The organism is Austwickia sp. TVS 96-490-7B, assembly GCF_019331795.1.
In the GTDB taxonomy this organism is placed as follows: Bacteria; Actinomycetota; Actinomycetes; order Actinomycetales; family Dermatophilaceae; genus Austwickia.
Window position 1 is genome coordinate 149,513 of record NZ_JAHPZL010000004.1, and the last position, 21,803, is coordinate 171,315.

At 63.2% G+C, this 21,803-nt stretch carries 18 protein-coding genes; 6 read left to right on the forward strand and 12 right to left on the reverse strand.

Annotated features, from left to right (window positions below; genetic code table 11):
• Positions 1-212: 212 nt before the first annotated feature.
• On the forward strand, positions 213-1,871 hold the full coding sequence (locus KEM60_RS06560) for an HAD family acid phosphatase (RefSeq protein WP_255574334.1): 1,659 nt from the start codon (positions 213-215) through the stop codon (positions 1,869-1,871).
• On the opposite strand, the gene KEM60_RS06565 is transcribed toward KEM60_RS06560, so the two are convergent.
• Positions 1,859-3,121, reverse strand: a complete 1,263-nt coding sequence (locus KEM60_RS06565; protein WP_219106727.1) for an MFS transporter — start codon at positions 3,119-3,121, stop codon at positions 1,859-1,861. The genes KEM60_RS06560 and KEM60_RS06565 overlap by 13 nt on opposite strands.
• A gap of 24 nt (positions 3,122-3,145) precedes the next feature.
• A complete protein-coding gene (locus KEM60_RS06570; RefSeq protein WP_219106728.1) occupies positions 3,146-3,466 on the reverse strand; it encodes a hypothetical protein in 321 nt (106 codons plus the stop codon).
• 186 nt (positions 3,467-3,652) lie between these two features.
• Here KEM60_RS06570 and map point away from each other — a divergent pair, with 186 nt between their 5' ends.
• On the forward strand, positions 3,653-4,393 hold the full coding sequence (gene map, locus KEM60_RS06575; protein ID WP_370626323.1) for a type I methionyl aminopeptidase: 741 nt from the start codon (positions 3,653-3,655) through the stop codon (positions 4,391-4,393).
• Here map and KEM60_RS06580 read toward each other — a convergent pair.
• From KEM60_RS06580 to KEM60_RS06605, 6 genes are all read right to left on the reverse strand, one after another.
• Positions 4,344-4,709, reverse strand: coding sequence for a YdhR family protein (locus tag KEM60_RS06580; RefSeq protein ID WP_219106729.1), 366 nt, complete (start codon positions 4,707-4,709; stop codon positions 4,344-4,346). The genes map and KEM60_RS06580 overlap by 50 nt on opposite strands.
• 82 nt (positions 4,710-4,791) lie before the next feature.
• A complete protein-coding gene (locus tag KEM60_RS06585) occupies positions 4,792-5,517 on the reverse strand; it encodes a hypothetical protein (RefSeq protein ID WP_219106730.1) in 726 nt (241 codons plus the stop codon).
• Between the two features lie 301 nt (positions 5,518-5,818).
• Entirely contained in the window at positions 5,819-6,574 is a 756-nt protein-coding gene (locus KEM60_RS06590; protein WP_219106731.1) for an ABC transporter permease, read from the reverse strand.
• Complete coding sequence (locus KEM60_RS06595) at positions 6,571-7,428, reverse strand: ABC transporter permease (RefSeq protein WP_255574335.1); 858 nt, start codon at positions 7,426-7,428, stop codon at positions 6,571-6,573. The genes KEM60_RS06590 and KEM60_RS06595 overlap by 4 nt, the downstream gene beginning before the upstream one ends.
• Before the next feature lies 1 nt (position 7,429).
• Entirely contained in the window at positions 7,430-8,455 is a 1,026-nt protein-coding gene (locus tag KEM60_RS06600) for an ABC transporter ATP-binding protein (protein WP_219106732.1), read from the reverse strand.
• A gap of 153 nt (positions 8,456-8,608) precedes the next feature.
• A complete protein-coding gene (locus tag KEM60_RS06605) occupies positions 8,609-10,363 on the reverse strand; it encodes an aminotransferase class V-fold PLP-dependent enzyme (RefSeq protein WP_219106733.1) in 1,755 nt (584 codons plus the stop codon).
• 188 nt (positions 10,364-10,551) lie between these two features.
• On the opposite strand from KEM60_RS06605, the gene KEM60_RS06610 reads away from it, so the two are divergent.
• The 3 genes from KEM60_RS06610 (at position 10,552) to KEM60_RS06620 (ending at position 13,217) form a co-directional block, all read left to right on the forward strand.
• Positions 10,552-11,931 (forward strand): UTP--glucose-1-phosphate uridylyltransferase, encoded by a 1,380-nt coding sequence (locus tag KEM60_RS06610; protein ID WP_219106734.1) that lies wholly within the window; start codon positions 10,552-10,554, stop codon positions 11,929-11,931.
• Between the two features lie 6 nt (positions 11,932-11,937).
• Complete coding sequence (locus KEM60_RS06615; protein ID WP_255574336.1) at positions 11,938-12,648, forward strand: vancomycin high temperature exclusion protein; 711 nt, start codon at positions 11,938-11,940, stop codon at positions 12,646-12,648.
• 173 nt (positions 12,649-12,821) lie between these two features.
• A complete protein-coding gene (locus KEM60_RS06620; RefSeq protein ID WP_219106735.1) occupies positions 12,822-13,217 on the forward strand; it encodes a hypothetical protein in 396 nt (131 codons plus the stop codon).
• Between the two features lie 31 nt (positions 13,218-13,248).
• On the opposite strand, the gene KEM60_RS06625 is transcribed toward KEM60_RS06620, so the two are convergent.
• Together KEM60_RS06625 and KEM60_RS06630 are read right to left on the reverse strand one after the other, a co-directional pair.
• On the reverse strand, positions 13,249-14,103 hold the full coding sequence (locus KEM60_RS06625) for a response regulator transcription factor (RefSeq protein ID WP_219106736.1): 855 nt from the start codon (positions 14,101-14,103) through the stop codon (positions 13,249-13,251).
• Positions 14,104-14,292: 189 nt separating this feature from the next.
• On the reverse strand, positions 14,293-15,402 hold the full coding sequence (locus tag KEM60_RS06630; protein ID WP_219106737.1) for a tartrate dehydrogenase: 1,110 nt from the start codon (positions 15,400-15,402) through the stop codon (positions 14,293-14,295).
• 83 nt (positions 15,403-15,485) lie between these two features.
• Between KEM60_RS06630 and KEM60_RS06635 the strand changes: the two genes are divergently transcribed.
• Positions 15,486-16,541, forward strand: a complete 1,056-nt coding sequence (locus KEM60_RS06635; protein WP_219106738.1) for a nitronate monooxygenase — start codon at positions 15,486-15,488, stop codon at positions 16,539-16,541.
• Between the two features lie 8 nt (positions 16,542-16,549).
• Here the strand turns inward: KEM60_RS06635 and KEM60_RS06640 are convergent, their stop codons facing one another.
• Entirely contained in the window at positions 16,550-17,125 is a 576-nt protein-coding gene (locus KEM60_RS06640) for a TetR/AcrR family transcriptional regulator (protein WP_219106739.1), read from the reverse strand.
• 158 nt (positions 17,126-17,283) lie between these two features.
• A complete protein-coding gene (locus KEM60_RS06645) occupies positions 17,284-21,693 on the reverse strand; it encodes an acyl-CoA dehydratase activase-related protein (protein ID WP_219106740.1) in 4,410 nt (1,469 codons plus the stop codon).
• Positions 21,694-21,803: the final 110 nt, after the last annotated feature.

Below are 21,803 nucleotides of genomic sequence, written 5' to 3' on the forward strand. Positions count from 1 at the left end.
TGCCTTCACAGGAGACGTAAAGACAACAAACAGCTGACGGACTCGATCTGAACCCCCGGAGAGAGTCACCGATCGGTGACCGAAACAGCCCCCATTCACCTGGGCGCCCGCCCTGATCGCGTCTATTCTGACGAAAGCCTGTGCGATCAGGTGACGATCATCACTATCCCAAGCCAATGACCGCTCCTCACCACGACCCCCGGAGAGACCCCATGAGTTCGGTCCCCAGAACTGTCCTCGCCGTGGCACTGGCAACGCCCCTCGCCGTGGCTACACCCCTGGCGACCACTCATGCTTCCACCCCTCACCACCCGGACATCCAGGTCAGCGCTCTCACCAAGACGCCACCAACGGACGATCGGACGCTCACCCCGCAAACCCGATTCACCATGAACGCCGACGGGTCCTCCGGCCGTGCCCCTCACGGCGAAGACATCCCCAACATCGACATCGTCCGCAAAACCATCCGCACCTATTACGGCGCGACCGAGCAGGGCGTTGCCGACAAGAGCGCCTCCCCCTACATCAGCGAAATCACCTCGACCCTCGAGAAAGCCACTCGCGCCCTACCTCAACAGGCAGCCCAGAACACCGCCGAAGACAAGAAGCCCGCCATCGTCCTTGACGTTGACGACACCATGCTGTGGACATACGACATGCAGGACGCTGCGCTGCATTTTGTCTACCACAAAAACATTGTCGACTGGTGGGTCAAACAAGCCAGTTACCCTGCCGTCCCTGGAATGGTGTCTTTCGTCGCGAAGGCACGTGCTGCCGGATTCACGGTCTTTGCCCTGACCGGACGTCCTGCCGACCAGCGGTCTGCGACGCTGACCAACCTAGAACGCGCCGGTTACAGCGGGTTCACCGAAAAAACACTCTTCACCAAATGGGGAAAAAACCCCAAACCGGCCTATGTCACCTGCGCCGCCGACCCCTGCACCACCGTGGAGTTCAAGGCAGGGACTCGACGCCACATCGAATCCCAGGGTTACCGCATCGCCATGTCTGTCGGCGACCAGTGGTCTGACCTGCAAGGCGGATCTACTGCGGGAATCCTTAAACTGCCTAACCCGACGTACTATCTCCCCTCCCCCGACCTGCCAGGAAAGCCCGAGCCCAAGCTGCGGCCCCGCACCATTTTCACGATGAAAGCCGACGGCAGCAGCGGCCGCCACAGCAGCGGGGAAGACATTCCCAACATAGATGTCGTCAAAGAGACCATCCGCACCTATTACGGCGCCACCGATGACGGCATCGCGGGCCCGGTGGCCTCGCCGTATCGCACTGAAATGGCTCAGCTGACAAAGAAGTGGCAGGACAAACTCAGCAAGGAATGCCGCGGCGGAGCCACCAAAGGCGGAGACCGTCCAGCGATCGTGGTCGACACTGATGACACCACTCTCATGACGTATGACATGCAGGACGACGCCATGCGCTTCCATTTTGACTCCAAGGTGCAGAACGCCTGGGTCGAACAGGGCTTGTTTCCTGCCACACCTGGGATGGTCGATGTCGTCAACACCGCTAAGAATGCGGGCTGCACCGTCTTAGGCATCACCGGCCGCAAAGTCAACCAGGCTAATTGGTCATTGGCGAACCTCCGCCGCGTCGGCTATCCCGATTTTACCCCTGGCACCTACATCACCAAATATTTAGACACCCCAGATAGCCCGAAGCCGCCGTACATGAAATGCGCGAGTAAGGAATGCACCACGGTGGAGTTCAAATCTTCCACCCGGGCATGGTTTGAATCGCCTCGCGGGGGCCGATATCAGATCATCGCCAACTTCGGTGATCAATACAGCGACCTGATTGGCGGCCACGGCGCTCCGATGAAACTCCCCAACCCGACGTACTACCTGCCCTGATCAGCCCTGCCCTGATCAGCCGGTGGATCGTCATACCTCCTGCTGCCGCGCTGCTCCTGCAAGACAGGTGTGATCGCGAGCGCGGCGGTCAGGAGCACGGGTACGACGAGCAGGGCATGGCGCATTCCGACGAGGTCGCCGAGGTGCCCTAGCGCGGGTGGGCCGATGAGGAATGCGCCGTACGCGATGGTGGAAACGACGCTGACTCGGGCTGCGGCGTGGTGAGGGTCGTCAGCGGCGGCGCTCATCCCGACGGGGAAGCCGAGGGAGACCCCTATCCCCCATAGGCCAGCGCCGAGGGCAGCGAGCCATGGGGTGCCGGTGACGACGAGCAGTGACCCGGTGGCGGCGACGAGAAAAAAGACTCGCAGCAAGGGGACTCGTCCGTATCGGTCGAGCAGGTCGGCGCCGTACCAGCGTCCGGCGGTCATGCAGGTGAGGAAGAAGGCGAAGCCGAGTACTCCTGCTCCGCTGGGGAGTCCGTGTCCGTCGATCAGGGTGATCGACAGCCAGTCGTTGGCGGCGCCTTCGGTGAAGGCGGCGATGAGGGTGACTGCGCCGATCATCAGGGTGCGCGGTTCCTGCCAGGCGGTGGCGTGGCGGCGTGGGGTTGGTCCGTCGACGGTGGGGGTGTGCTGAGCGTCTGGTGGTGAGGTGTGGGAGTGCGGGAGGAATGCGGATACGGCGGCGGTGGCGAGCGCCATGACGATGGGGGCTCCGAGCCCGAAGTGCCAGGTGAGGGGGATGTGGGTGGCGGTCATGACGCTGGCGAGTGCTGCGGCGAGGACTGTGCCGAGGCTGAATCCGGCGTGGTAGCGGGGCATGACGGTGCGATTGAGGCGGTGTTCGACGGCGGCGCCTTCGATGTTCATTGCGACGTCCCAGAGTCCGAGGCCGAGCATCGTGATGAAGAGTGGGGCCGCCGTCACCATCGGGTCGTGTCTGTGTTCGGCGCTGATGGCGACGGCGGCGAGGGCGAGTTGGGTGAGGATGGCGCCGCCCAGGACGGTGCGGGCGGCGCCGTATCGGGTGGCGAGTCGTCCGGCGCTGGGCAGGCCCACCAGGGAGCCTGCTGATCCGACGAGGAGGAGCAGCCCTAACTGGCCGGGGCTGAGGTGGAGGGTGGCTTTGAGGTCGGGGATGCGTCCTGCCCAGGTGGCGAAGGTCCATCCGTTGAGGACGAAGACGATGCTGGTCGCGACGTGTGCCCGGTGGATCTGGCTGGGTGTGGGGTCGTGGCCTGGTGGCATCGTGGTGTCCTCGGGGTGGGTGGGTTAGGTGGTGGCGAGGGCTTTGCGAGCGAGGCTTTCCCATTGGGCGACGTCGTCGGCGGGCACGATGACCCATCCGTCGGCGTGTTGGGCGGTGACGAGTTCGTCGGCGTGGGCGAGCACGTCGTCGGCGGCATCGGCGGCGTCGGCGGGAGCGTCGGGGGCGGGGATGGCGCGGAAGGCCATCTGGTCGTCCAGGTCGAGCCGGGCGAAGGGGATGCCGTCGTGGGTGAGGATTGCGGCGCCGGTGTCGTCGTGGCCTTCTTCGACGCCGAGGTCGGCGAGGTCGGTGAGGAGTTTGTCGAAGAGTGCGCGCACGTTCATGGGGGTCATCCTTCCAGCAGGGGTGGTGGGGAGGGGCGGCGCGGGCTGGAGCGCGGAGGGGGCTACCGTGGGAGGCGGCGGTGACGCGCTGGCCTGCTGCGGCGTACGCCTTATGGTCCACCATCCTGCGTGATTGAGGAGAATCCTGCGTTGATTGAGCGACTGTCCCCCACTCAGATCGAACAGATGCGTCCGGCAGGGGAGTTCGTTGCGCAGGTCCTGGATGACTTGTGTTCGCGGGTCACGGTGGGCACGAATCTGTTGGAGATCGATGCGTGGGCGCATGAGGCGATTCGGGCTCGGGGTGCGACGAGTTGTTATATCGACTATCACCCGTCGTTCGGGGCGTCGCCGTTCGGGCATGTCATTTGTACGTCGGTGAATGATGCCGTGTTGCACGGGTTGCCCCATGACTATGTCTTGGCGGATGGTGACCTGTTGTCCTTGGATTTTGCGGTGAGTGTGGATGGGTGGGTGAGCGATTCGGCGCGCAGCATCATCGTGGGGACGCCTCGGGCGGAGGATCGTCGGTTGATTACGACGACGGAGCATGCGTTGGAGGCGGCGATCTCGGTGGCGCGGGAGGGGCGCCGGTTGGGGGATATTTCAGCGACGATTGGGCAGGTGTGCCGGATGGCGGGATATTCGGTGAACACCCAGTTTGGGGGGCATGGGGTGGGTCGGGTGATGCATGGGGACCCTCATGTGCCCAATGACGGCCGTCCGGGGCGGGGGTTGACCTTGAAGCGTGGTTTGGTCATTGCGATCGAACCGTGGCTGATGGCTTCGACGGATCGGATTCGCACTGACCCTGACGGGTGGACGTTGCGCAGCGTGGACGGGTCGCGGGGAGCCCATTCGGAGCACACCATTGCGATTACTGCTGGGGCGCCGTTGGTGCTGACTGCTCGACCGGGGGGTCGGTGAGCGTTCCGGCGTCCAATGGTCCGCCGTTGAGAGCAGTCAGGGTGGTGTTGGTGTCCAGGATCAGCGCGCGGATCCCGGTGAGTCCGTTGTCGATGAGTTCTCTGCGATGGTCGTCGAGGAATCGTCGGGCGTGGTCACGGTCGATGAAGAGGTAGATCCCGCCAGCGACGTTCTGGGTGGAGTTCTCGGTCCAGATCTTCCAGATCAGGCCGGGGGCTTCAGCGATCTGCGCGGCGGCCCTGCCATATTCCTGGGCGAGTTGGTCGCCCCAGGGTCCGTGGAACGGGAAGTCGATCTGGACGATGACAGGGGACATCGCGGTGAGCTCCTCGTGGTGACGGTGCGACGGCAGGACGCCTCAGCCTAGGCCGCGAGTTCTAGGAAATTCGCTGTGTGGGCTATGAACTGGCTGGATGGTGGGCGACATCGACGACAAGTCGAGTTTTCCCGCCGTCATCGACCACCTGCACCGTGAACGGCAGCTTCTCCCGCACTCCGATCCCGAAGGTCGTCATTCCTTCAAAACTGCCAGCCCAGGCCACCTGTTTGAACGACGTATATCCGTTGACTGTCGCTGCTTCTGTCTTGTCCGCCGGGAGGTACGTCGGCTGCCCGGAGGCGTCGTACGACGGTGATCCCACCGATACTTGCAGGAACGCCGCCCCGCGCAAGGCGACTGGCTTCCCCGATCCGTCCATCAATACCGCTGGCACATAGCGCACCTGATAGCCCGGTTTTTTCCCCGAGTCACCGGCCAGGTCGACCACGAACCGGTCTGCGCATTGCTGCTGCCCGACGCGCACCCCGGTGACTGTCATCTTGGACAGCGAGGTGTCTCCTGGCACTGTCATCGAACCCTCGAAGGTGCAGTCCGCCGTAGCGCTGCCACTCGGTGATCCGGTCCCTGACGTGTTCTCCGAGGTCGCTGACTGGTTGCTGACACTGGCCGCCGACGGGGATGAGGCGCTGCCAGAGGACGCCACCTGGAATGTCGGCGAATTCCCACATCCAGCCAACAGCAGCGGCACCACCATCGCACCGGCCAGGCTCCATCGGGCCCGAGCTGTGCGCGGGTATGCGCCTGCCGCCGTCCACTGAGTGCGACGCACGTGGCTGGTGGTCATAGTCGGAGCTCCTCCGTGATCGTCGGACGTCCGATGTGGAACCGCCCTTACTTACCAGAATCGACGTGAGCTGCAGCGATCCTCAACAGTGCCGACCAGATCGTGACGGCATGGTGACCTAGTTGTCAGCACGCCCGGTGACCCCATACGCCCCACTCCGTCCAGTCGAGATCGCTGTCACCAGCACCGTCGTCGACGGAAACCGCAGGAACCCAGCGTGATTCCACCACGGAGCGCCTGCTCATCCACCATAACCCGACGACAGCTGTTCACCCCGGCAAGGCCGTGATGGCCTCCCCGGTCACCGCAGCAGCATCATCGCGAGGCGACGGTGCGCGAACCACATTCCCACCGCCCCCAGCGCCACCAAGTACACCACCGAACACCACGCTGACCAGCCTGGTTCACCGAGGCTCAGGTCACGACACAGCACCACGCCTCGATAGAGCGGGGTGACCTCCATGAGCCATCGCAACGGCCACGACAACGCCTCGACCGGGAAGAACGTGCCGCTGAACAACGTCATCGGCACGATGACCACGTTGATGAACTCGAAATCTTGCCAACTCCGCAGATGCGTCGCTGCCCACATCCCCACCCCGGCAAAAGCCAGCCCGATCAGCAACGCCGCCAGCCACACCGCGACCAACCACCACGACCGGGACACCCCCGCCACTGCCATGACCACCAAGAACACCGCGGAATAGCAGCCACTGCGCATCGTCGACCACAACGTCTCTCCCACCGCGACATCTCCGGTGGTCATGGGTGTCGCTAAGACCATGTCGTACAACTTCGCGTACTTCATCCGGAAAAACAGGTTGTACGTCGAATCCATCACTGCGCCGTTCATCGCGGAGGTTGCCACCATCGCTGACGCCACGAACTCGGGATATCCCACGGTGCGACCGCCGACCTGAACACCGGGGACCATCGCTCCCACCCCGATTCCGATAGTGAACAGGTACAACACCGGCTCGACGAACCCTGACATCAGCACCAGCCAGTCCCGCCGATAGACCCGGGCATGCCGCTCCACCAGCCGCCAGGCGATCATGCGATCAACCTGCGCTGCATCCGTCGTACCGACCACCACGACCCCACGAGCGCCCACACCGACAGGTAGCCCACATGCCCAGCCGCCATCAACCAGTCGACATCATTCAACGGGGTCAGCACTAACGCCCGTGTCACTTCCACCCCATGGAATAGCGGAGAACACCATGACAGCACCTGCAAGGGCACTGGCAGATTCGACACCGGGAAAAACACACCGGACAGCAGCATCAATGGCGCCACCACCAACCGTAAGACCAGCGTGAACAACGAATCCGAGGAGGCGCTGACCGCCATCGCGAAGAACGGTGCTGCGAATGCCAGGATGAGGAGCACCTGCACCCCGAACGCCACCATCGCGCCCCACGCCCCGACGTACACCCCACACGGGATCAGCACCATCATGAACACCACCGCGGACACCCCCACCCGGCAGACGATGAACACCAGGTGCGCCGCAACGACGTCGACCACCCGTACCGGGGTTGCGATCATCGACTCATATACTCTGCTCCACTTGACTCGGCCGTACACCGGCCACAACGCATCCCCCGTCGCGCACTGCATCAGGTGCGCGCAGAGGATCCCCGGTGCCACAAACGCCAGGTACGACGGCGCGCCCTGCAAGTCCGGTCGGCCAGCATCGACGTACCGGCCCAGCAGCGCACCCATCGCAATGAGGTTGAGCAGCGGAGACAGGAAACTGTTGACTACCGTCCCACGCCACGTACGCCGGTGCACCACCCACCAGTAATCCAGCAGACAGGACATGGCGCGGACGTGCCGGGTCACCCCTGCGGCAGCGGCCCCGAACCTCTCGACTCCACCGCGAACAGCACCTGCCGACCCGGCCATGTCAGTCCACCAGGGTACGGCCGGTGAGATGCAGGAAAACGTCCTCCAATGTCGACCGACGCACCAGGACGGTATCCGGGGTCAGCCGTGCCTGGACCAACCCCACGGTGTGATCAGCATCATCGGTGTACAACAAGATCCGCTCCGGTAGGACTTCGATCCGGTCAACGACGCCGTCCAAGGCCGCCGCGAAGTGAGCCATCTGCTCGGGAGGCGCCACCCCAAAACGCGCCTCCACCACTTCACGGGTCGTATGTCTCGCCATCAACTCCTGAGGTGAGCCCTGCGCGACGATCACTCCCCCGTCGATGACCACCAAGCGATCACACAGTTGCTCCGCCTCATCCATGTAATGCGTGGTGAGAAGCTGAGTCACCCCGGAATGCTTCAACCGATACAGCTGGTTCCACAGCAGATGCCTGGCCTGCGGATCCAACCCAGTCGTCGGCTCGTCGAGGATCAATAACTGTGGATCGTTGATAAGCGCCCGCGCGACCGTCAGGCGACGTTTCATTCCCCCGGATAACGCGTCGATTTTGCTGGTGGCTTTATCTGTCAACGCCACAAATTCGAGAAGCTCCGCAGCCCGACGCCGCACCTGCGCCCGCGGCAACCCGAAATAGCGTCCGTAGACGATCAGGTTTTCCTGCACGGAGAGTTCCTCATCGAGGGAATCCTCTTGGGGACACACCCCCAATCCCGCCCGGATCTGCGCACCGTGCGTGTCCGGATCCATCCCCAACACCTGCAGATCCCCGCCGGAACGAGGGCTGACCGACGCGATCATCCGCATCGTCGTGGACTTCCCAGCGCCATTCGGTCCAAGAAAACCAAACAGTTCGCCACGATGGATCTGCAGGTCCAGCCCCCGCACAGCCTCGACGTCGCCGTACCGTTTGCGCAGCCCCCGCGCCTTCACCAGGGTCGGGAGGCCGCTCTCCCCGGACGCTGCCGGGCAGAGCGACGCCTGCGGGGAGGGCGACGTCAGGTCAGCGGACACCACCCGAGCCGAACCTTGGGGACGCATCTGGCCTCGCCTTCCACCCTGGTCACCGGCGTACGACGGTGACTGATGCGCTCAACGTATCCAGTCAGAGCGATTTCGGACACCGATTTTTTCCGCCGGGCCGGTCACTGTCTGGTGGGGGTGATCGTCGGCGTGACGCCACCGGCACCGGCATCACTCAGCGGCGGCCTCCAGGCATACTGCGGGCAGCTCAAACCAACGCAGATGCTCGAATTCCGCTGACGTCTCAGGCAATCCCCACGTCGCGGGGTCGTGGGTGTCGTCAGCGGACGCAGCAGCGAAGATGGCCTTGGCGTCGTCGAGATATCCGGGCAGCGCCCGCTCCGGCGCGGTGACATGCTGCTGCGGGTAGGTCAGGCGGCCTTCGTCCCAGTCGAGCATGGACAGCCGCAGCGGCGGCTCGACGGGGCCGTTGTGGTGGCGCCAGCGACCTGTGAGCGGATCAAAACGGTAGTCAGGAAGTAGCCGCCATCCGTCGTCAGCGATGAGTTCTACGGCGCGAATGACATAGTCGACGACACGTTCGGAAACGAAGTAATTGAAGTTGACCCGAACCCAGCCCGGCTTGATACCTTCGCACCCGCCTGTGATTTCAACTTCGAATTCTTTGCTGCGTTCCAGGTCAATACCAAGGAGGCGGTGTCCGTAGGGTCCAGCGCAGGAGCAGCCGCCACGGGATTGGATGCCGAAGAGGTCATTGAGGAGCGCCACCACATAGTTGTGGTGCAGATATTTCCCACTGGGCGTTTTCACCACAAACGACGTGATAGAGAGCCGTTCAGCGTCTAGATTTCCGAGAATCTCAATCGACGGATGCTGGGACCAGGAGGTCACCGCTCGGCGCAGATAGTGATCTTCGAAGGCGCGGATGACGTCAACTCCGACGGCGCGTTTAAGGTCGAAGACCAGTCCGGCACGGATGGATTCAACGATGGCGGGGGTGCCACCCTCTTCCCGGTGCACCACATCGGGCAGGTAAGCGTGGTCAACGTTGTTGACATAGGCGACAGTGCCGCCGCCGGGGACATCAGGGACCCGATTGGTGCACAGTGCTCGACGTACCACCAACACTCCGGGGGTGCTGGGGCCACCCACGAATTTGTGCGGCGACAGGAAGACGGCGTCTTTGGCATAGTCGTCGTCCGCTTCTGGTCCGTCCGGGTGCATCTCGATGTCGACGTACGGTCCGGCAGCAGCGAAGTCCCAGAAGGACAGCGCACCGTGCCGGTGCAGCAGGGCGGTGACAGCGCGGGTATCCGTCACAATGCCGGTGACATTGGACGCGGCCGAAAAAGAACCGATTTTCAGCGGTCGGTCGGCGTACGCGGTGAGCTGTTCATCCAGCTCAGCTAGGTCAATGTGGCCGTCGCGGTCCTCACGAATCTCAATGACATCAGCGAGGGACTCTCGCCAGGGCAGCTCATTGGAATGGTGCTCATAGGGACCGATGAAAACCACGGGGCGCTGCTCCGGGGGCACCGACGCCGACAGGTGATGGGTGTCTTCTAGCTGGGAGGGGACGCGGATACCGAGGATGCCGACCAGTTTGTCGATGGCAGCGGTCGATCCGGATCCACAGAAGATCACTGCGTCGCCGTCGTCAGCGCCGACACATTCGGCGATGACCCGTCGAGCATCTTCACGAAGTCGAGTGGTCTGCAGGCCGGTCCCGGAGGATTCGGTGTGGGTGTTCGCGTAGGACGGGAGGACCGCGTCAGTGATGAAGTCCTCAATGAACCGCAACGCCCGGCCGGAGGCGGTGTAGTCAGCGTAGGTGACCCGGCGCGGGCCATAGGGGCCGACCATGACGAGATCGTCGCCGATCACTGATTCCCGCACCGTGCGCAGCAGCGGTGTTTCGACGGGAGCGGCGTCGTCTGCGGTGGTCGGTGATGCGGGAGTGGTCATAGTCCTACGGTGCCGCTGTCGCCTGGCCCGGCACAAGAACAACTCACTTGCTCAACGCATAACTAACCGTTAAGAGTTGAGATTGTGAGGAAACAAGGAATTACCAAAGACGGTCTCACACCGACACCTCACCCACCTGACCACGGGAGCAACCCGTGTCACCTCCTTCCCGCAGATAAGGTGAGCACATGAGTGCGAACGGACGTCACCTGGCACACCACAAGATGACCGATGCCGGCATCAGCCAGACGTCCATCGACGTCTTCCTCCACTACTACGACGAACTCGCCGCGGGCGCGACCGGACTGATCGCCGAAGCCGACATCACACCACTTCCAGCGCCCCTGCGTTGGGATGACATTGAGATCGACGACGCCACTGCCCGTGACGCACTCAGCCAGACCGTGGTCATCCGCCTCAACGGCGGACTGGGCACCTCTATGGGGATGGAGCGGGCCAAATCATTGGTCGAAGTCCGCGACGGCCAGACCTTCCTCGACCTCATCTGCACCCAGGTCCGGGATGTCCGCACCAAATACGACGTCACGCTGCCACTGCTCTTCATGGACAGTTTCCGCACCAGCGCCGACACCCTGGCTGCGATGACACAGCACCCTGACATCGCCGTACCAGGCCTTCCCCTGGACTTCACCCAAAGCAGGGAACCCAAAATCCACGCCGACGATCTCACCCCGGTCTCCTGGCCGGACGATCCCGACCTGGAATGGTGCCCCCCTGGCCACGGCGACCTCTACGCCTCGCTCCTGTCCAGCGGAGTCTTGGACCTCCTGATCGAGGCAGGGTATCGCTACGCCACCGTCGCCAACTCCGACAACCTCGGCGCCACTCCCGACCCGCGTCTCGCCGGGTGGTTCGCCACCTCCGGGGCGCCCTACGCGGTGGAGGTGGCCCGCAGGACCGCCGCTGACCGCAAAGGCGGCCATCTTGCCGTACGACGTCACGATGGGCGACTCGTTCTGCGCGAATCCGCACAGACCGCCGAGGAAGACAAAGCAACGTTCGCCGACGAGAAGCGGCACGCTTTCTTCAACACCAACAACCTCTGGCTGGATCTGCACCAGGTGCGAGACACCCTGCAAGAACGCCACGGCATCCTCGGACTTCCCTTGATCCGCAATGTCAAGACCGTGGACCCCACCGATCCGAACTCTCCGCAGGTCTATCAGATCGAGACAGCGATGGGCGCTGCCGTGGAGGTCTTCGACGGGGCTGTCGCGGTGGAGGTGCCTCGCACCCGATTCCTGCCGGTCAAGACCACTGACGATCTCCTGCTGATGCGTTCAGATGCTTACACCCTCACGGACGGCGGCCACCTGGAATGTGTCACCGAGGTCGCACCCTTGGTCGATCTGGACGAGCAGCATTACCGCAGGATCGCCGACTTCGAGGAGCGCTTCCCCTGCGGAGCGCCATCACTGCGCCAAGCGACCTCGTTGACCATCCACGGCGACTGGACCTTCGGGGCCGACGTGGTTTGTGTCGGTGAGGTCTCTCTCGACGACGACGGCGAACCCCACGCCCTCGCCGACGGCACCGTGCTGCAGTAGGACCACGTGCGACTTCTCCCCCAGTCCCGTTGGGGACGACGACTGATCTGGGCTGGCCTGAGCGCGGTGGTGGCCTTCACCTCCACCGTCGGCGGATGCTACTCCTGGGTGCACATCCGCTCCGCTGGCCGCCTCTATGACCAAGCGGGCGTAATCACCGGCGCCGACGGCACCCGCCGGGACGTGGCTTTGGTCTTAGGTGCTGGGCTACGCGGGGACGGCACCCCCACCCCCTATCTCGCGGCTCGACTCGACATCGCCTACGAGCTCTACAAAGCCGGGGTCGTCAGAGTCATCCTCGTCTCCGGCGACAATCGCACCCAGGACTACAACGAACCCGCCGCGATGCGGCATTACCTCATCGACAAAGGCGTGCCCGAGATCTTCGTCGTCCAAGACTTCGCCGGATTGGACACCTACGACTCCTGCTATCGGGCTCGACACATTTTTGAGGTGACCTCTGCCGTCGTGATCAGCCAGAGCTACCACACCCCCCGAGCCGTGTCGTTATGCCGCAGCGTCGGCATCGACGCGATCGGCGCCGGAGATGACAGCGTCAAGGTCAACGAACCCACGTGGGCAGCTGGGGAGCAGCGCGAAATCGCTGCGTCAGTCAAAGCAGTCTGGGATGTGGTCAGCCGACGTACGCCGATCTTGGGCGAGAAGGAGCGCAGCGTCCAAGACCTGCTCCGGTCAGTGCAGCCGACCCGGCGGTGACCGCCCACGGGTCAGAACAGCTCCCCGGATTACCGGAATTTAACGGACCGGGGATATGTGTGCCTCAGGTCAAGAATGTGCCATGCGCAAGGTCATCCCGGGCAAGGGAAGACCACAGCATGACGCTTTGATTCAAGTGCAGGTCAAGGGCATTCCTGTTTCATGGAACCTTCATGACCATCCTCCTCAGGATTTCACGGACCGACGGTTCTCTAGATGACGACACAGCAACCACCGTCCAGGAGGACACCATGAACGCCGTTCGTCGTACCGCCACCGTCGCCGCGCTCGCTCTCAGCCTCACCGGCGCACTGATCGGCACCGCCCACGCCAGCGAAGTCCCCGCGACCTACACCCAGTCTGGAAGCACCTACACCCAGTCCAAAGGAGGCACCTACACCCAGTCCGGTGGGACCTACACCCAGTCTCGAGACACCTACACCCAGTCTGGCGTCACCAGCGGCGGGACCTACACCCAGAGTCTCTTCGCCCCGGCCACCTACACCCAGTCGTTCACCTACACCCAAAGCAACCTGTCCGCGCTCGCACTCGCCGGTCTGCTCGGCTGACCTGCGCATTTCCGGAAGCCCCGCTGGGAACTCACCCCCGCGGGGCTCCGGCGCGCACGGAGCCGGGCTGATGCGCCGCCCGAGCCGTCGCCCCGACCACCCGAGCCACCGACGCCGCTTGACGGGCATGAATGTCACCTCGTTGCGCTGACCCCATTTCTGGGCGGAGGAGGAATTTATACCCCACCCCGCGCACAGTGCCGATGATTCTCGGTCGAGAAGCCTGGTCCCTTAACGACCGCCGGATGTTGCGGACGTGGACGTCGACGACTCTCTCATCGCCAAAAAAGTCATAGCCCCATACCCGTTCCAAGAGTTGCACCCGGGTGAATACCCGCCCGGCGTCTCCCGCGAAGGTCCACAGGAGATTGAACTCCAACGTGGACAGCACCACTTCCTGCTCGTCGAGGTACACCTCGCGGCGGCGTCCGTCGACGACCAACCCGGGAAATACCCACCGGTCCACTGACTCCCCAGCCCCAAGGACATCCCAGGAGCTTCCGCGATGTCGGCGTAATACCGTGTTGACCCGAGCCACCACCTCGCGCGGACTAAACGGCTTGGTGATGTAGTCGTCTGCGCCGACGGTCAAGCCCACTAGCTTGTCTAGTTCTTCATTGCGAGCGGTCACCAAGATCACGAACACCTGGCTGTGCTCACGCAACTGACGCAGCACCTCCAAGCCGTCCACGTCCGGCAAGCCCACGTCCAGTAGCACCACCGCTGGCGCCGTCTGGGAGACCGACTGCCACGCCTCCTCCCCGGTGCAGGCTTCGTCCACGACAAAACCATCGGCCTCCAAGTAGGTGCGCAACAGTCGACGGATGTGCGGGTCGTCGTCCACTACGAGGATCCTGCGCTGCCCCTGCTGTGCCCGATCACTCATCGTCGTCCATGAGGAGAAGTGGCGCCCCGCTCCCCACGCCTCCCGTCCGTGCCTAGGTTGTCCCGTTCCGACGCCGCGCCAGGCGCGTGATCACCTTCATCGGGTACGGCGATACGACCGTCCCGCCACAGACGTGCTCTGCGTGCCTGCCCCGCCTTGACGGGGGCGGTCACGACAGGGGCCGTCCGGTCAAGCCCGCGACCCCATAGCGGTGAGATGGGCGATCACCGCCAGCGCACACTGGCGGGTGTTCGCCGTACCGGCCAGGTCAGCGGTGCGTGACGACGGATCGGCCACGACTGCGGTCATGGCCGAGATGATCTCCGCGGCGGCGTCGTGCTCCCCGAGATGGTCAAGCATCATCGACGCAGCCCAGACCGTCCCCAACGGGTTAGCCACCCCGCGTCCCGCGATATCGGGCGCTGACCCGTGTACCGGTTCAAACATGCTCGGGAAGCGACGAGACGGGTTGATATTGCCTGCGGGAGCGATCCCAATCGACCCGGCGAGCGCGGCAGCAAGGTCGGACAGGATGTCGCCGAAGAGGTTTGACGCGACGATGACGTCGTAATCGCGCGGATTCAACACCAGTTTTGCGGCGAGCGCGTCGATGTGTTCGCTGTGCAGCTGGATCTGGGGTGGGGCGCTGGCTGAGGGGTGGGTGGCGTGCTGTTCGTTCCAGGTGGTGACGGTGTGGGTGACCACGTCGTCCCAGAAGGGCATGGTGTGGATGATGCCGTTGCTTTTGGTGGCGCTGGTGAGGTGGTGGCGACGGGTGGCGGCGGTGTCGAGGGCGTAGCGGGTGATGCGTTCGATGCCTTGGCGGGTGAACAGAGATTGTTGGGTGGCTTGTTCGTGGGGTGTGCCGGTGTGGGTGCGTTCTCCGACGGTGGAGTATTCGCCTTCGACGTTTTCGCGGACGATGACGATGTCGGTGCCGGTGGCGTCGCGGAGGGGTCCGGGTACGCCGTCGAAGACGGTGATGGGGCGGAGGTTGACGTATTGGTCGAAGGTGCGCCGGATGGGGATGAGGAGTCCCCACAGGCTGATGTGGTCGGGGACGCCGGGGTATCCGACGGCGCCGAGGAGGATCGCGTCGGCGGTGCTGAGTTGGTGGAGGCCGTCGTCGGGCATCATCGTGCCGGTCGCGGCGTAACGGGCGCATCCCCAGTCGTATTCGGTGTAGTCCAGCCGGAATCCGTGTCGTTGCCCGACGGTGTCGAGCACTGCACAGGCTGGGGGCACCACCTCCGTCCCGATGCCGTCCCCGGGGATCAACGCGATGCGATGGGACCTCATGCGGCAAGTATGGCCGGGCCCGCTGAATGTGCTCAGCGGCTCGGGTAGATCTGGGGGTGCTTGGTGCTGTCACAGTGGGGGGCATGGCTTCTCGTCTGGATGTGTCTGCTCTGCCGGTTCCGGTGATTGCTGCGCCAATGGCGGGTGGGCCGTCGACGGTGGAGTTGGTCACGGCGGTGGGTGCGGCGGGTGGGTTGGGGTTTGTGGCTGGCGGGTATCGGTCTGCGGCGGAGATGGTGGCGCAGATTGAGGCAGTGCGACAGCACCGGGATCTGCGGTTTGGGGTGAATGTGTTTGTCCCTGGAAGCGGTGAGCCGTCGCCGGAGCTACGACGGCATGTCTGTGCCTATCGGGGGGCGTTAGCGCTGGACGGGCAGCGCTATGCGGTAGAAGTGCCGCAGCCAAGGTGGCGCGATGACGATGACTGGCTGGAGAAGATAGCAGCGTTGACGTCGTCGGCACCGGTGCCGGTGGTGTCGTTCACGTTTGGGACGCCGGGGGTGGCGGTGGTATCTGCTCTGCATGAAGTGGGGTCGGCGGTGTGGGTGACGGTGACCTGCCGCGAGGAGGCGGTGGCTGCCGTGGCGGAGGGTGTTGATGCGTTGGTGGTGCAGGGTTTTGACGCTGGAGGTCATCGGGGGACGCATCAGGTGGGGGACGAACCCAACGCGTTGGATCATCTGGCGCTGGTGCCGATGATGTCGGACCTGGGGGTGCCGTTGATCGCGGCAGGTGGGGTGACCACGGCGGGCGACGTACGGCGCGCGTTGCAGGCTGGGGCGGTGGCGGTGCAGGTGGGAACGGCGTTGTTGTTGACCCCGGAGGCTGGGACTTCTGCGGGGCACCGGTTGGCGTTGACGGATCCGGTGTTGTCGTCGACGGTGACGAGGGCGTTCACCGGGCGGGTGGCGCGGGGATTGCGGAATCGATTTGTGGTGGAGCATGACGAGCAGGCTCCGGCGGCATTCCCAGCGGTGGACGGGTTGACCCGGCCGTTGCGTGCAGCTGCGGCAGCATGTGCTGACCTGGGTGGGTTGGCGTTGTGGGCAGGGTCGGGGTGGCGGGCGGCCGCGGAAGAACCGGCTGCTGAGGTGATCTGTCGGTTAGGGGAAGGGGCGATCCCGACCGATCCTCGGTAGCGCCCCGGTCAGGCCCTTGACAGGGCGCGTTGCAGGAAGAGCACCGTCTCGTCGGCGGTGTGTTCCAGGTCAGCGCCGTGTTCGACGAGGATGACAGCGCCGTTGATCACGCCTTGGGCGAGGGCAGTCGTGGTGTCCACATCGCTGGCTTCGGAGGCGATCACGATGTCGCGGAGCGGGCGGGACACTTCGTCGTGGAGTTCTTTGAGTCGGGCGCGGCAGGCGGCGGGGAGTTCGACGCCGACGAGTCGGGTCGGGTGGTGTCCGCGGCGCGCCGTTTCTAAGGTGGCGCGCACATAAGCAGCGATCCGGTCGTCGATGTCCCCGCCGGCGCCGTCGAGGGCAGCGGTCAGCCCTGCTTGGCTGGCGACAAACAGGTGTTCGATGGCGGCGCCGAGCAGGTCGCCGCCAGTGGGGAAGTACTGGTAAACGCTGGTGCGGGCTAGTCCGGTCATTTTGGCGACGGCGGCGGGTGTCAACGCGGCAGGGCCTTCAGCGACGAGGAGGGCCACAGCATTGTCGACGACAGCCCGGCGCCGCATCGCACGATGTTCGGCCACGGTGGGCGCCTCGATCTTGGGCACGGTGACGCTCCTGCTCTACGCTGACTGTTGGCAACATCGTACGGCAGATGCGCTGGTCACCCCTAAGGTTTTGTGAAAATTGCCCCGAGGTGTCGGTAACCTGTGAGCCACCTGGGCAGAGCCTTCGAATGACCCAGTGGAACTCAGTCCTGGGGCCATCACTCACTAGCGAGCTGGAGGGGGCGGTCCACCTCCTCCGGGATCTCTTCGACCACCGGAGCCGCCACCCGGGATATCGCCGTCGAGACCATCAAGGTGATCCGGTTCAACTGATTGACTTTGCTAGCTCCTGGGTCATAATCCACCGCAACGATATTGACCTGGGGATAGCGGCGCCGTAACGGTGCAAACATGCCTTTTCCAGTGACATGGTTGGGCAGACAAGCAAATGGTTGCACACACATGATGTTGGGCACCCCGCTCTCCACGAGATGAATCATCTCCCCGACGAGATACCAGCCCTCACCGGCCTGATGTCCCAGCGAGACCACCTGCGAAGCTTTCTCCGCCAGCTCATCGATTGGTGCGGGGACGTCGAATTTCCCCGCAGTACGGCGTAACGCCCGCACCGCTGGCAACTGATAGCGCTCCAACAGAAGCTTGACTCCTCGTTTGACATACCGAGCCCGAGGGTCCACGCCGTAATGGCGGTAATTCCATTGAGCGGTCGCCACTGAATTCAACACAAACCCGAGCAGCCCGGGCAGGACCGCCTCACAGCCCTGCGATTCCACCACCCCAATCACATTGTCATTCGCATCGGGATGGAATTTCACTAGGATCTCCCCCACCACCCCAACCCGGGGGCGGCGAGGCTCCTCCCGCAACACCAGAGCGTCAAAATCCTTCACGATCCGATCGATCATCCACCGGTAACCGACCCGACGCCCTAACGTATCTGACCAGCCATGATCCATGAAATGCTCGCGGGCAACCTGGTCCCACAGTTGGTACAGTCGAGTCGCTGCCCCCGGCTGCAATTCATACGGGCGAGTCCGCAACAGGCAGGTTTGCAACAGGTCACCCACGACCACCGCTTGGATGATCCGGTGCACCATCGGCACGGTAAAGGTGAACCCGGGCACTTCCTCCAAGCCGTACGCCGATAAAGGCACCACCGGCACCTGCGGATAACCTGCATCCACCAAAGCCTGACGGAGCAGACCGGCATAATTTGTCGCCCGGCACATCCCCCCGGTCTGACTCATCAACACCGAACAATTATCAACGTCGAACTCCCCCGAGCCCAACGCATCCAGAAGCTGACCGATCACCACGATCGCTGGGAAACACGCGTCATTGTGGACATACTTCAAACCCAGTTCAGTGGACTGGGGGCTGGCCTGTTCCAACAGCCGTACGTCGTACCCACTCCGACGGAACACCGCCTCAAACAGTCGCCAATGGATCGGTGACATCTGCGGCAACAACAAGGTATGCCGAGACCCCATCTCTTCGGTCAACACCGGCTGGGGCGACTCCACGGCCGAAGAGACCTGGCGGGGATGGCGAGCACGTTCCCGCAATGTCGCTTGCAGCGAACGCAACCGGATCCGCGCCGCCCCCAGGTTGGAGACCTCGTCGATCTTCAACACGGTGTGGACCTTGCCCTGTCGAGCCAGGATCTGGGCGACCTGATCGGCGGAGATGGCATCGATCCCACACCCGAAACTGGTCAGTTGCACCAACTCCAGATCATCACGTTGCGCGACCACCGCAGCAGCCTCATACAGCCGAGAGTGGTATACCCACTGGTCACGGACTCGCAGCGGTCGGTCCAACACCGGATGCTCCGAGTCGATAATGCTGTCCTCCGTGAGCACCACCATCCCCAACGAGGTGATGAGGTCCGGGATTCCATGATGAATTTCCGGATCACAGTGGTAGGGCCGACCAGCCAAGACAATCCCTGGGACACCACGTCGCGCCGCCTCCGCCAACGCTGACCGTCCCATCTCCTGGATGTCAGCGCGCACGGCGTCGTCTTCGGCGTACCCCGCGGCCACCGCCGCCGCCATCTCCTGCCGAGTGATATCCCGTCCCGCATCCAACGCACCAAAAATCTGCCACAACCGGTCCACAAGCAGCTCACGATCTGCGAGCGAAAGGAATGGTGCGATCAGTTTGACCTGATGTTCCTGTAGGGAGGTGAGATTCGCGCCGATCACCTCGGGATAGCTCATCACCACCGGGCAGTTATAATGATTGTCCGCTTCCTGGAACTGCGCCTGCTCGTAAGCGATGCAGGGATAGAAAATCGTCCGAACTCCCCGGCGCACCAGCTCCTCAACATGACCATGCACCAATTTAGCGGGATAGCACACATTCTCCGAAGGGATCGAATCCATCCCCGCCTCGAACAGGGCATGATCACTGCGCCCCGACAACACCACCCGAAAACCCAAACTGGTCAACACTGTGAACCAGAACGGATAGTTATCATACATATTCAGCGCCCGTGGAATCCCGATATCCCCCCGGGTCGCCTGCTCCTTAGTCAAACGCCGATAAGAAAACAGTCTCCGATACTTCTGCTCCATCACATTCGGCAATGCCGACCGCGGCCGACGCCGACCCCGCTGCGGATCCGGATCAGCACCCCGATCACACCGATTCCCCGAAACAAAACTACTGCCGTCGGTAAACGTCGATGTCGTCAAGGGGCACGAGTTCTGGCACAACCGACAGGCTGACAAACTACTGCGATGCGCGAAGGAACCCAGCTCATCCACCGACAACAAGCCAGCACCAACGGGTGCCATCGACCCCGCGAGCGCTGTGTCGACGTACCGTTCCTGTGCGATCAGCGCCGCCCCGTATGCACCCATCAACCCGGCGATATCCGGGCGCACAACCTCACGCCCAGTCAACAATTCAAATGCGCGTAACACGGCGTCATTAAGGAATGTCCCACCCTGAACCACCACCAGATCTCCCAGATCCTGGGGGTCCTTCAAAGCAATCACCTTGTATAAGGCATTACGCACCACCGAATAGGACAACCCTGCCGCGATCTCCCCGACCTCAGCACCCTCCTTCTGCGCCTGCTTCACCGCAGAATTCATGAACACTGTGCACCGGCTACCTAAATCCACTGGTGCGACAGCGGTCATTGCGACCGCCGAGAAATCAGTGACATCAAGACCCATCGTCGTGGCAAAACTCGACAGGAATGAACCACACCCAGAACTGCACGCCTCATTGACGCAGATTGAATCGACAGCACCATCCTTGACGCGCAGATATTTCATGTCTTGACCGCCGATGTCGACGATCGAACTCACCCCCGGCGCCAATCGAGACGCAGCCCGATAATGCGCCATTGTCTCGATCTCTCCGTCCTCAGCCCGCAACGCCGCCTTGACCAGTCCCTCCCCATATCCCGTCACGCAGGTACGCGCAATCCTCGCCGCCGACGGCAGCTGCGAGTGCACCGCAGCGAGGATCCCCACGGCGCCGGTCACCGGGTCCCCCTCGTTGGAGGCGTAATGGCTGAACAACAGCTGACCGTGCTCGTCGACCAAGGCGGCTTTGATCGTTGTCGATCCAGCGTCGATACCGAGGAAACACGCGCCACTAGCCAGGTCTAGATCAGCCCGAGGCACTTGATGTTGGCGGTGCCGCGCGTCAAAGTCGTCACGATCGCGTCGATGAGCAAACAACGGTGGCATCCGGTGGGTCGGGTCAGCGTGCTGGTCGGCCTCCGTCGAGCGGCAAATTACCTCGGCCAACTCCACCGGCGGACCGGAGGCCGACAGTGCTGCACCGAGCGCGACGTATAGCTGCGCCCGAGGTGGTGAGGTGACGTGCCCTTTGCCGTCGAGTGCGCGTGCGAATGCCTCTCGCAACTGCGGGAGAAAAAACAGCGGGCCGCCGAGCAGGGCGACCTCGCCGCGGATGGGTCGGCCGCAGGCGAGGCCAGAGATGGTCTGGTTGACAACGGCGGTGAAGATTGACGCAGCAAGATCGGCGTGCGAGGCACCTTCGTTGAGCAGGGGTTGCAGGTCAGATTTAGCGAAGACCCCGCAGCGGGAAGCGATGGGGTAGAGCTGGGTAGCGGTGGCGGCCAACTCGTCCAGTCCGGTCGCATCGGTGTGGAGCAGCGTGGCCATCTGGTCGATGAAGGCACCGGTCCCGCCAGCGCAGCTGCCGTTCATCCGTTGTTCGAGGACGGGATGGAGGTAGGTGATCTTGGCGTCTTCACCGCCGAGCTCGATGATGACATCGGTGGTGGGTGCATACCGTCGGACCGCTTCGGTGCCAGCGACGACTTCCTGGACGAAGGGCACGCCGAGGCGTCCGGCGACAGACAGCCCTGCTGATCCGGTGACCGCGGGAATCACGGTGGTGCGCGGGAATTGTGCGGCGACATCAGCGAAGAGCGTGGCCAGTTCGCCAGCAACATCGGCGTGGTGACGCCGATAGGTCTGGAAGTGCAGTCGGTCGTGGGTTTCCCCCAGCTCCAGAAGCACCAGTTTGATGGTGGTGGATCCGATGTCCAGTCCCATCCGCAGCGGTGTCCGCGGATCGGGGGGAACCTCAGCAGTGGACAGGACATGGGCGCTCATCGGTGAACCTCCGACCCCAGAGGGGAATCCTCAGGCTGGTCCCGTCGACGCTAGTCCGGGTCAGGGCCCTTTTCAACGCGTTGAAATCATATATTTCATTGCGCAATAAA

Bases quoted from the DNA above. Each gene is read 5' to 3' on its own strand.
- KEM60_RS06565 (WP_219106727.1), bottom strand. From the start codon at position 3,121: ATGCCACCAGGCCACGACCCCACACCCAGCCAGATCCACCGGGCACAC.
- map (WP_370626323.1), top strand. From the start codon at position 3,653: ATGCGTCCGGCAGGGGAGTTCGTTGCGCAGGTCCTGGATGACTTGTGT.
- KEM60_RS06645 (WP_219106740.1), bottom strand. From the start codon at position 21,693: ATGAGCGCCCATGTCCTGTCCACTGCTGAGGTTCCCCCCGATCCGCGG.
- KEM60_RS06590 (WP_219106731.1), bottom strand. From the start codon at position 6,574: ATGATCGCCTGGCGGCTGGTGGAGCGGCATGCCCGGGTCTATCGGCGG.
- KEM60_RS06570 (WP_219106728.1), bottom strand. From the start codon at position 3,466: ATGAACGTGCGCGCACTCTTCGACAAACTCCTCACCGACCTCGCCGAC.
- KEM60_RS06610 (WP_219106734.1), top strand. From the start codon at position 10,552: ATGAGTGCGAACGGACGTCACCTGGCACACCACAAGATGACCGATGCC.
- KEM60_RS06600 (WP_219106732.1), bottom strand. From the start codon at position 8,455: ATGCGTCCCCAAGGTTCGGCTCGGGTGGTGTCCGCTGACCTGACGTCG.
- KEM60_RS06635 (WP_219106738.1), top strand. From the start codon at position 15,486: ATGGCTTCTCGTCTGGATGTGTCTGCTCTGCCGGTTCCGGTGATTGCT.
- KEM60_RS06630 (WP_219106737.1), bottom strand. From the start codon at position 15,402: ATGAGGTCCCATCGCATCGCGTTGATCCCCGGGGACGGCATCGGGACG.
- KEM60_RS06560 (WP_255574334.1), top strand. From the start codon at position 213: ATGAGTTCGGTCCCCAGAACTGTCCTCGCCGTGGCACTGGCAACGCCC.
- KEM60_RS06585 (WP_219106730.1), bottom strand. From the start codon at position 5,517: ATGACCACCAGCCACGTGCGTCGCACTCAGTGGACGGCGGCAGGCGCA.
- KEM60_RS06620 (WP_219106735.1), top strand. From the start codon at position 12,822: ATGACCATCCTCCTCAGGATTTCACGGACCGACGGTTCTCTAGATGAC.
- KEM60_RS06580 (WP_219106729.1), bottom strand. From the start codon at position 4,709: ATGTCCCCTGTCATCGTCCAGATCGACTTCCCGTTCCACGGACCCTGG.
- KEM60_RS06595 (WP_255574335.1), bottom strand. From the start codon at position 7,428: ATGGCCGGGTCGGCAGGTGCTGTTCGCGGTGGAGTCGAGAGGTTCGGG.
- KEM60_RS06625 (WP_219106736.1), bottom strand. From the start codon at position 14,103: ATGAGTGATCGGGCACAGCAGGGGCAGCGCAGGATCCTCGTAGTGGAC.
- KEM60_RS06605 (WP_219106733.1), bottom strand. From the start codon at position 10,363: ATGACCACTCCCGCATCACCGACCACCGCAGACGACGCCGCTCCCGTC.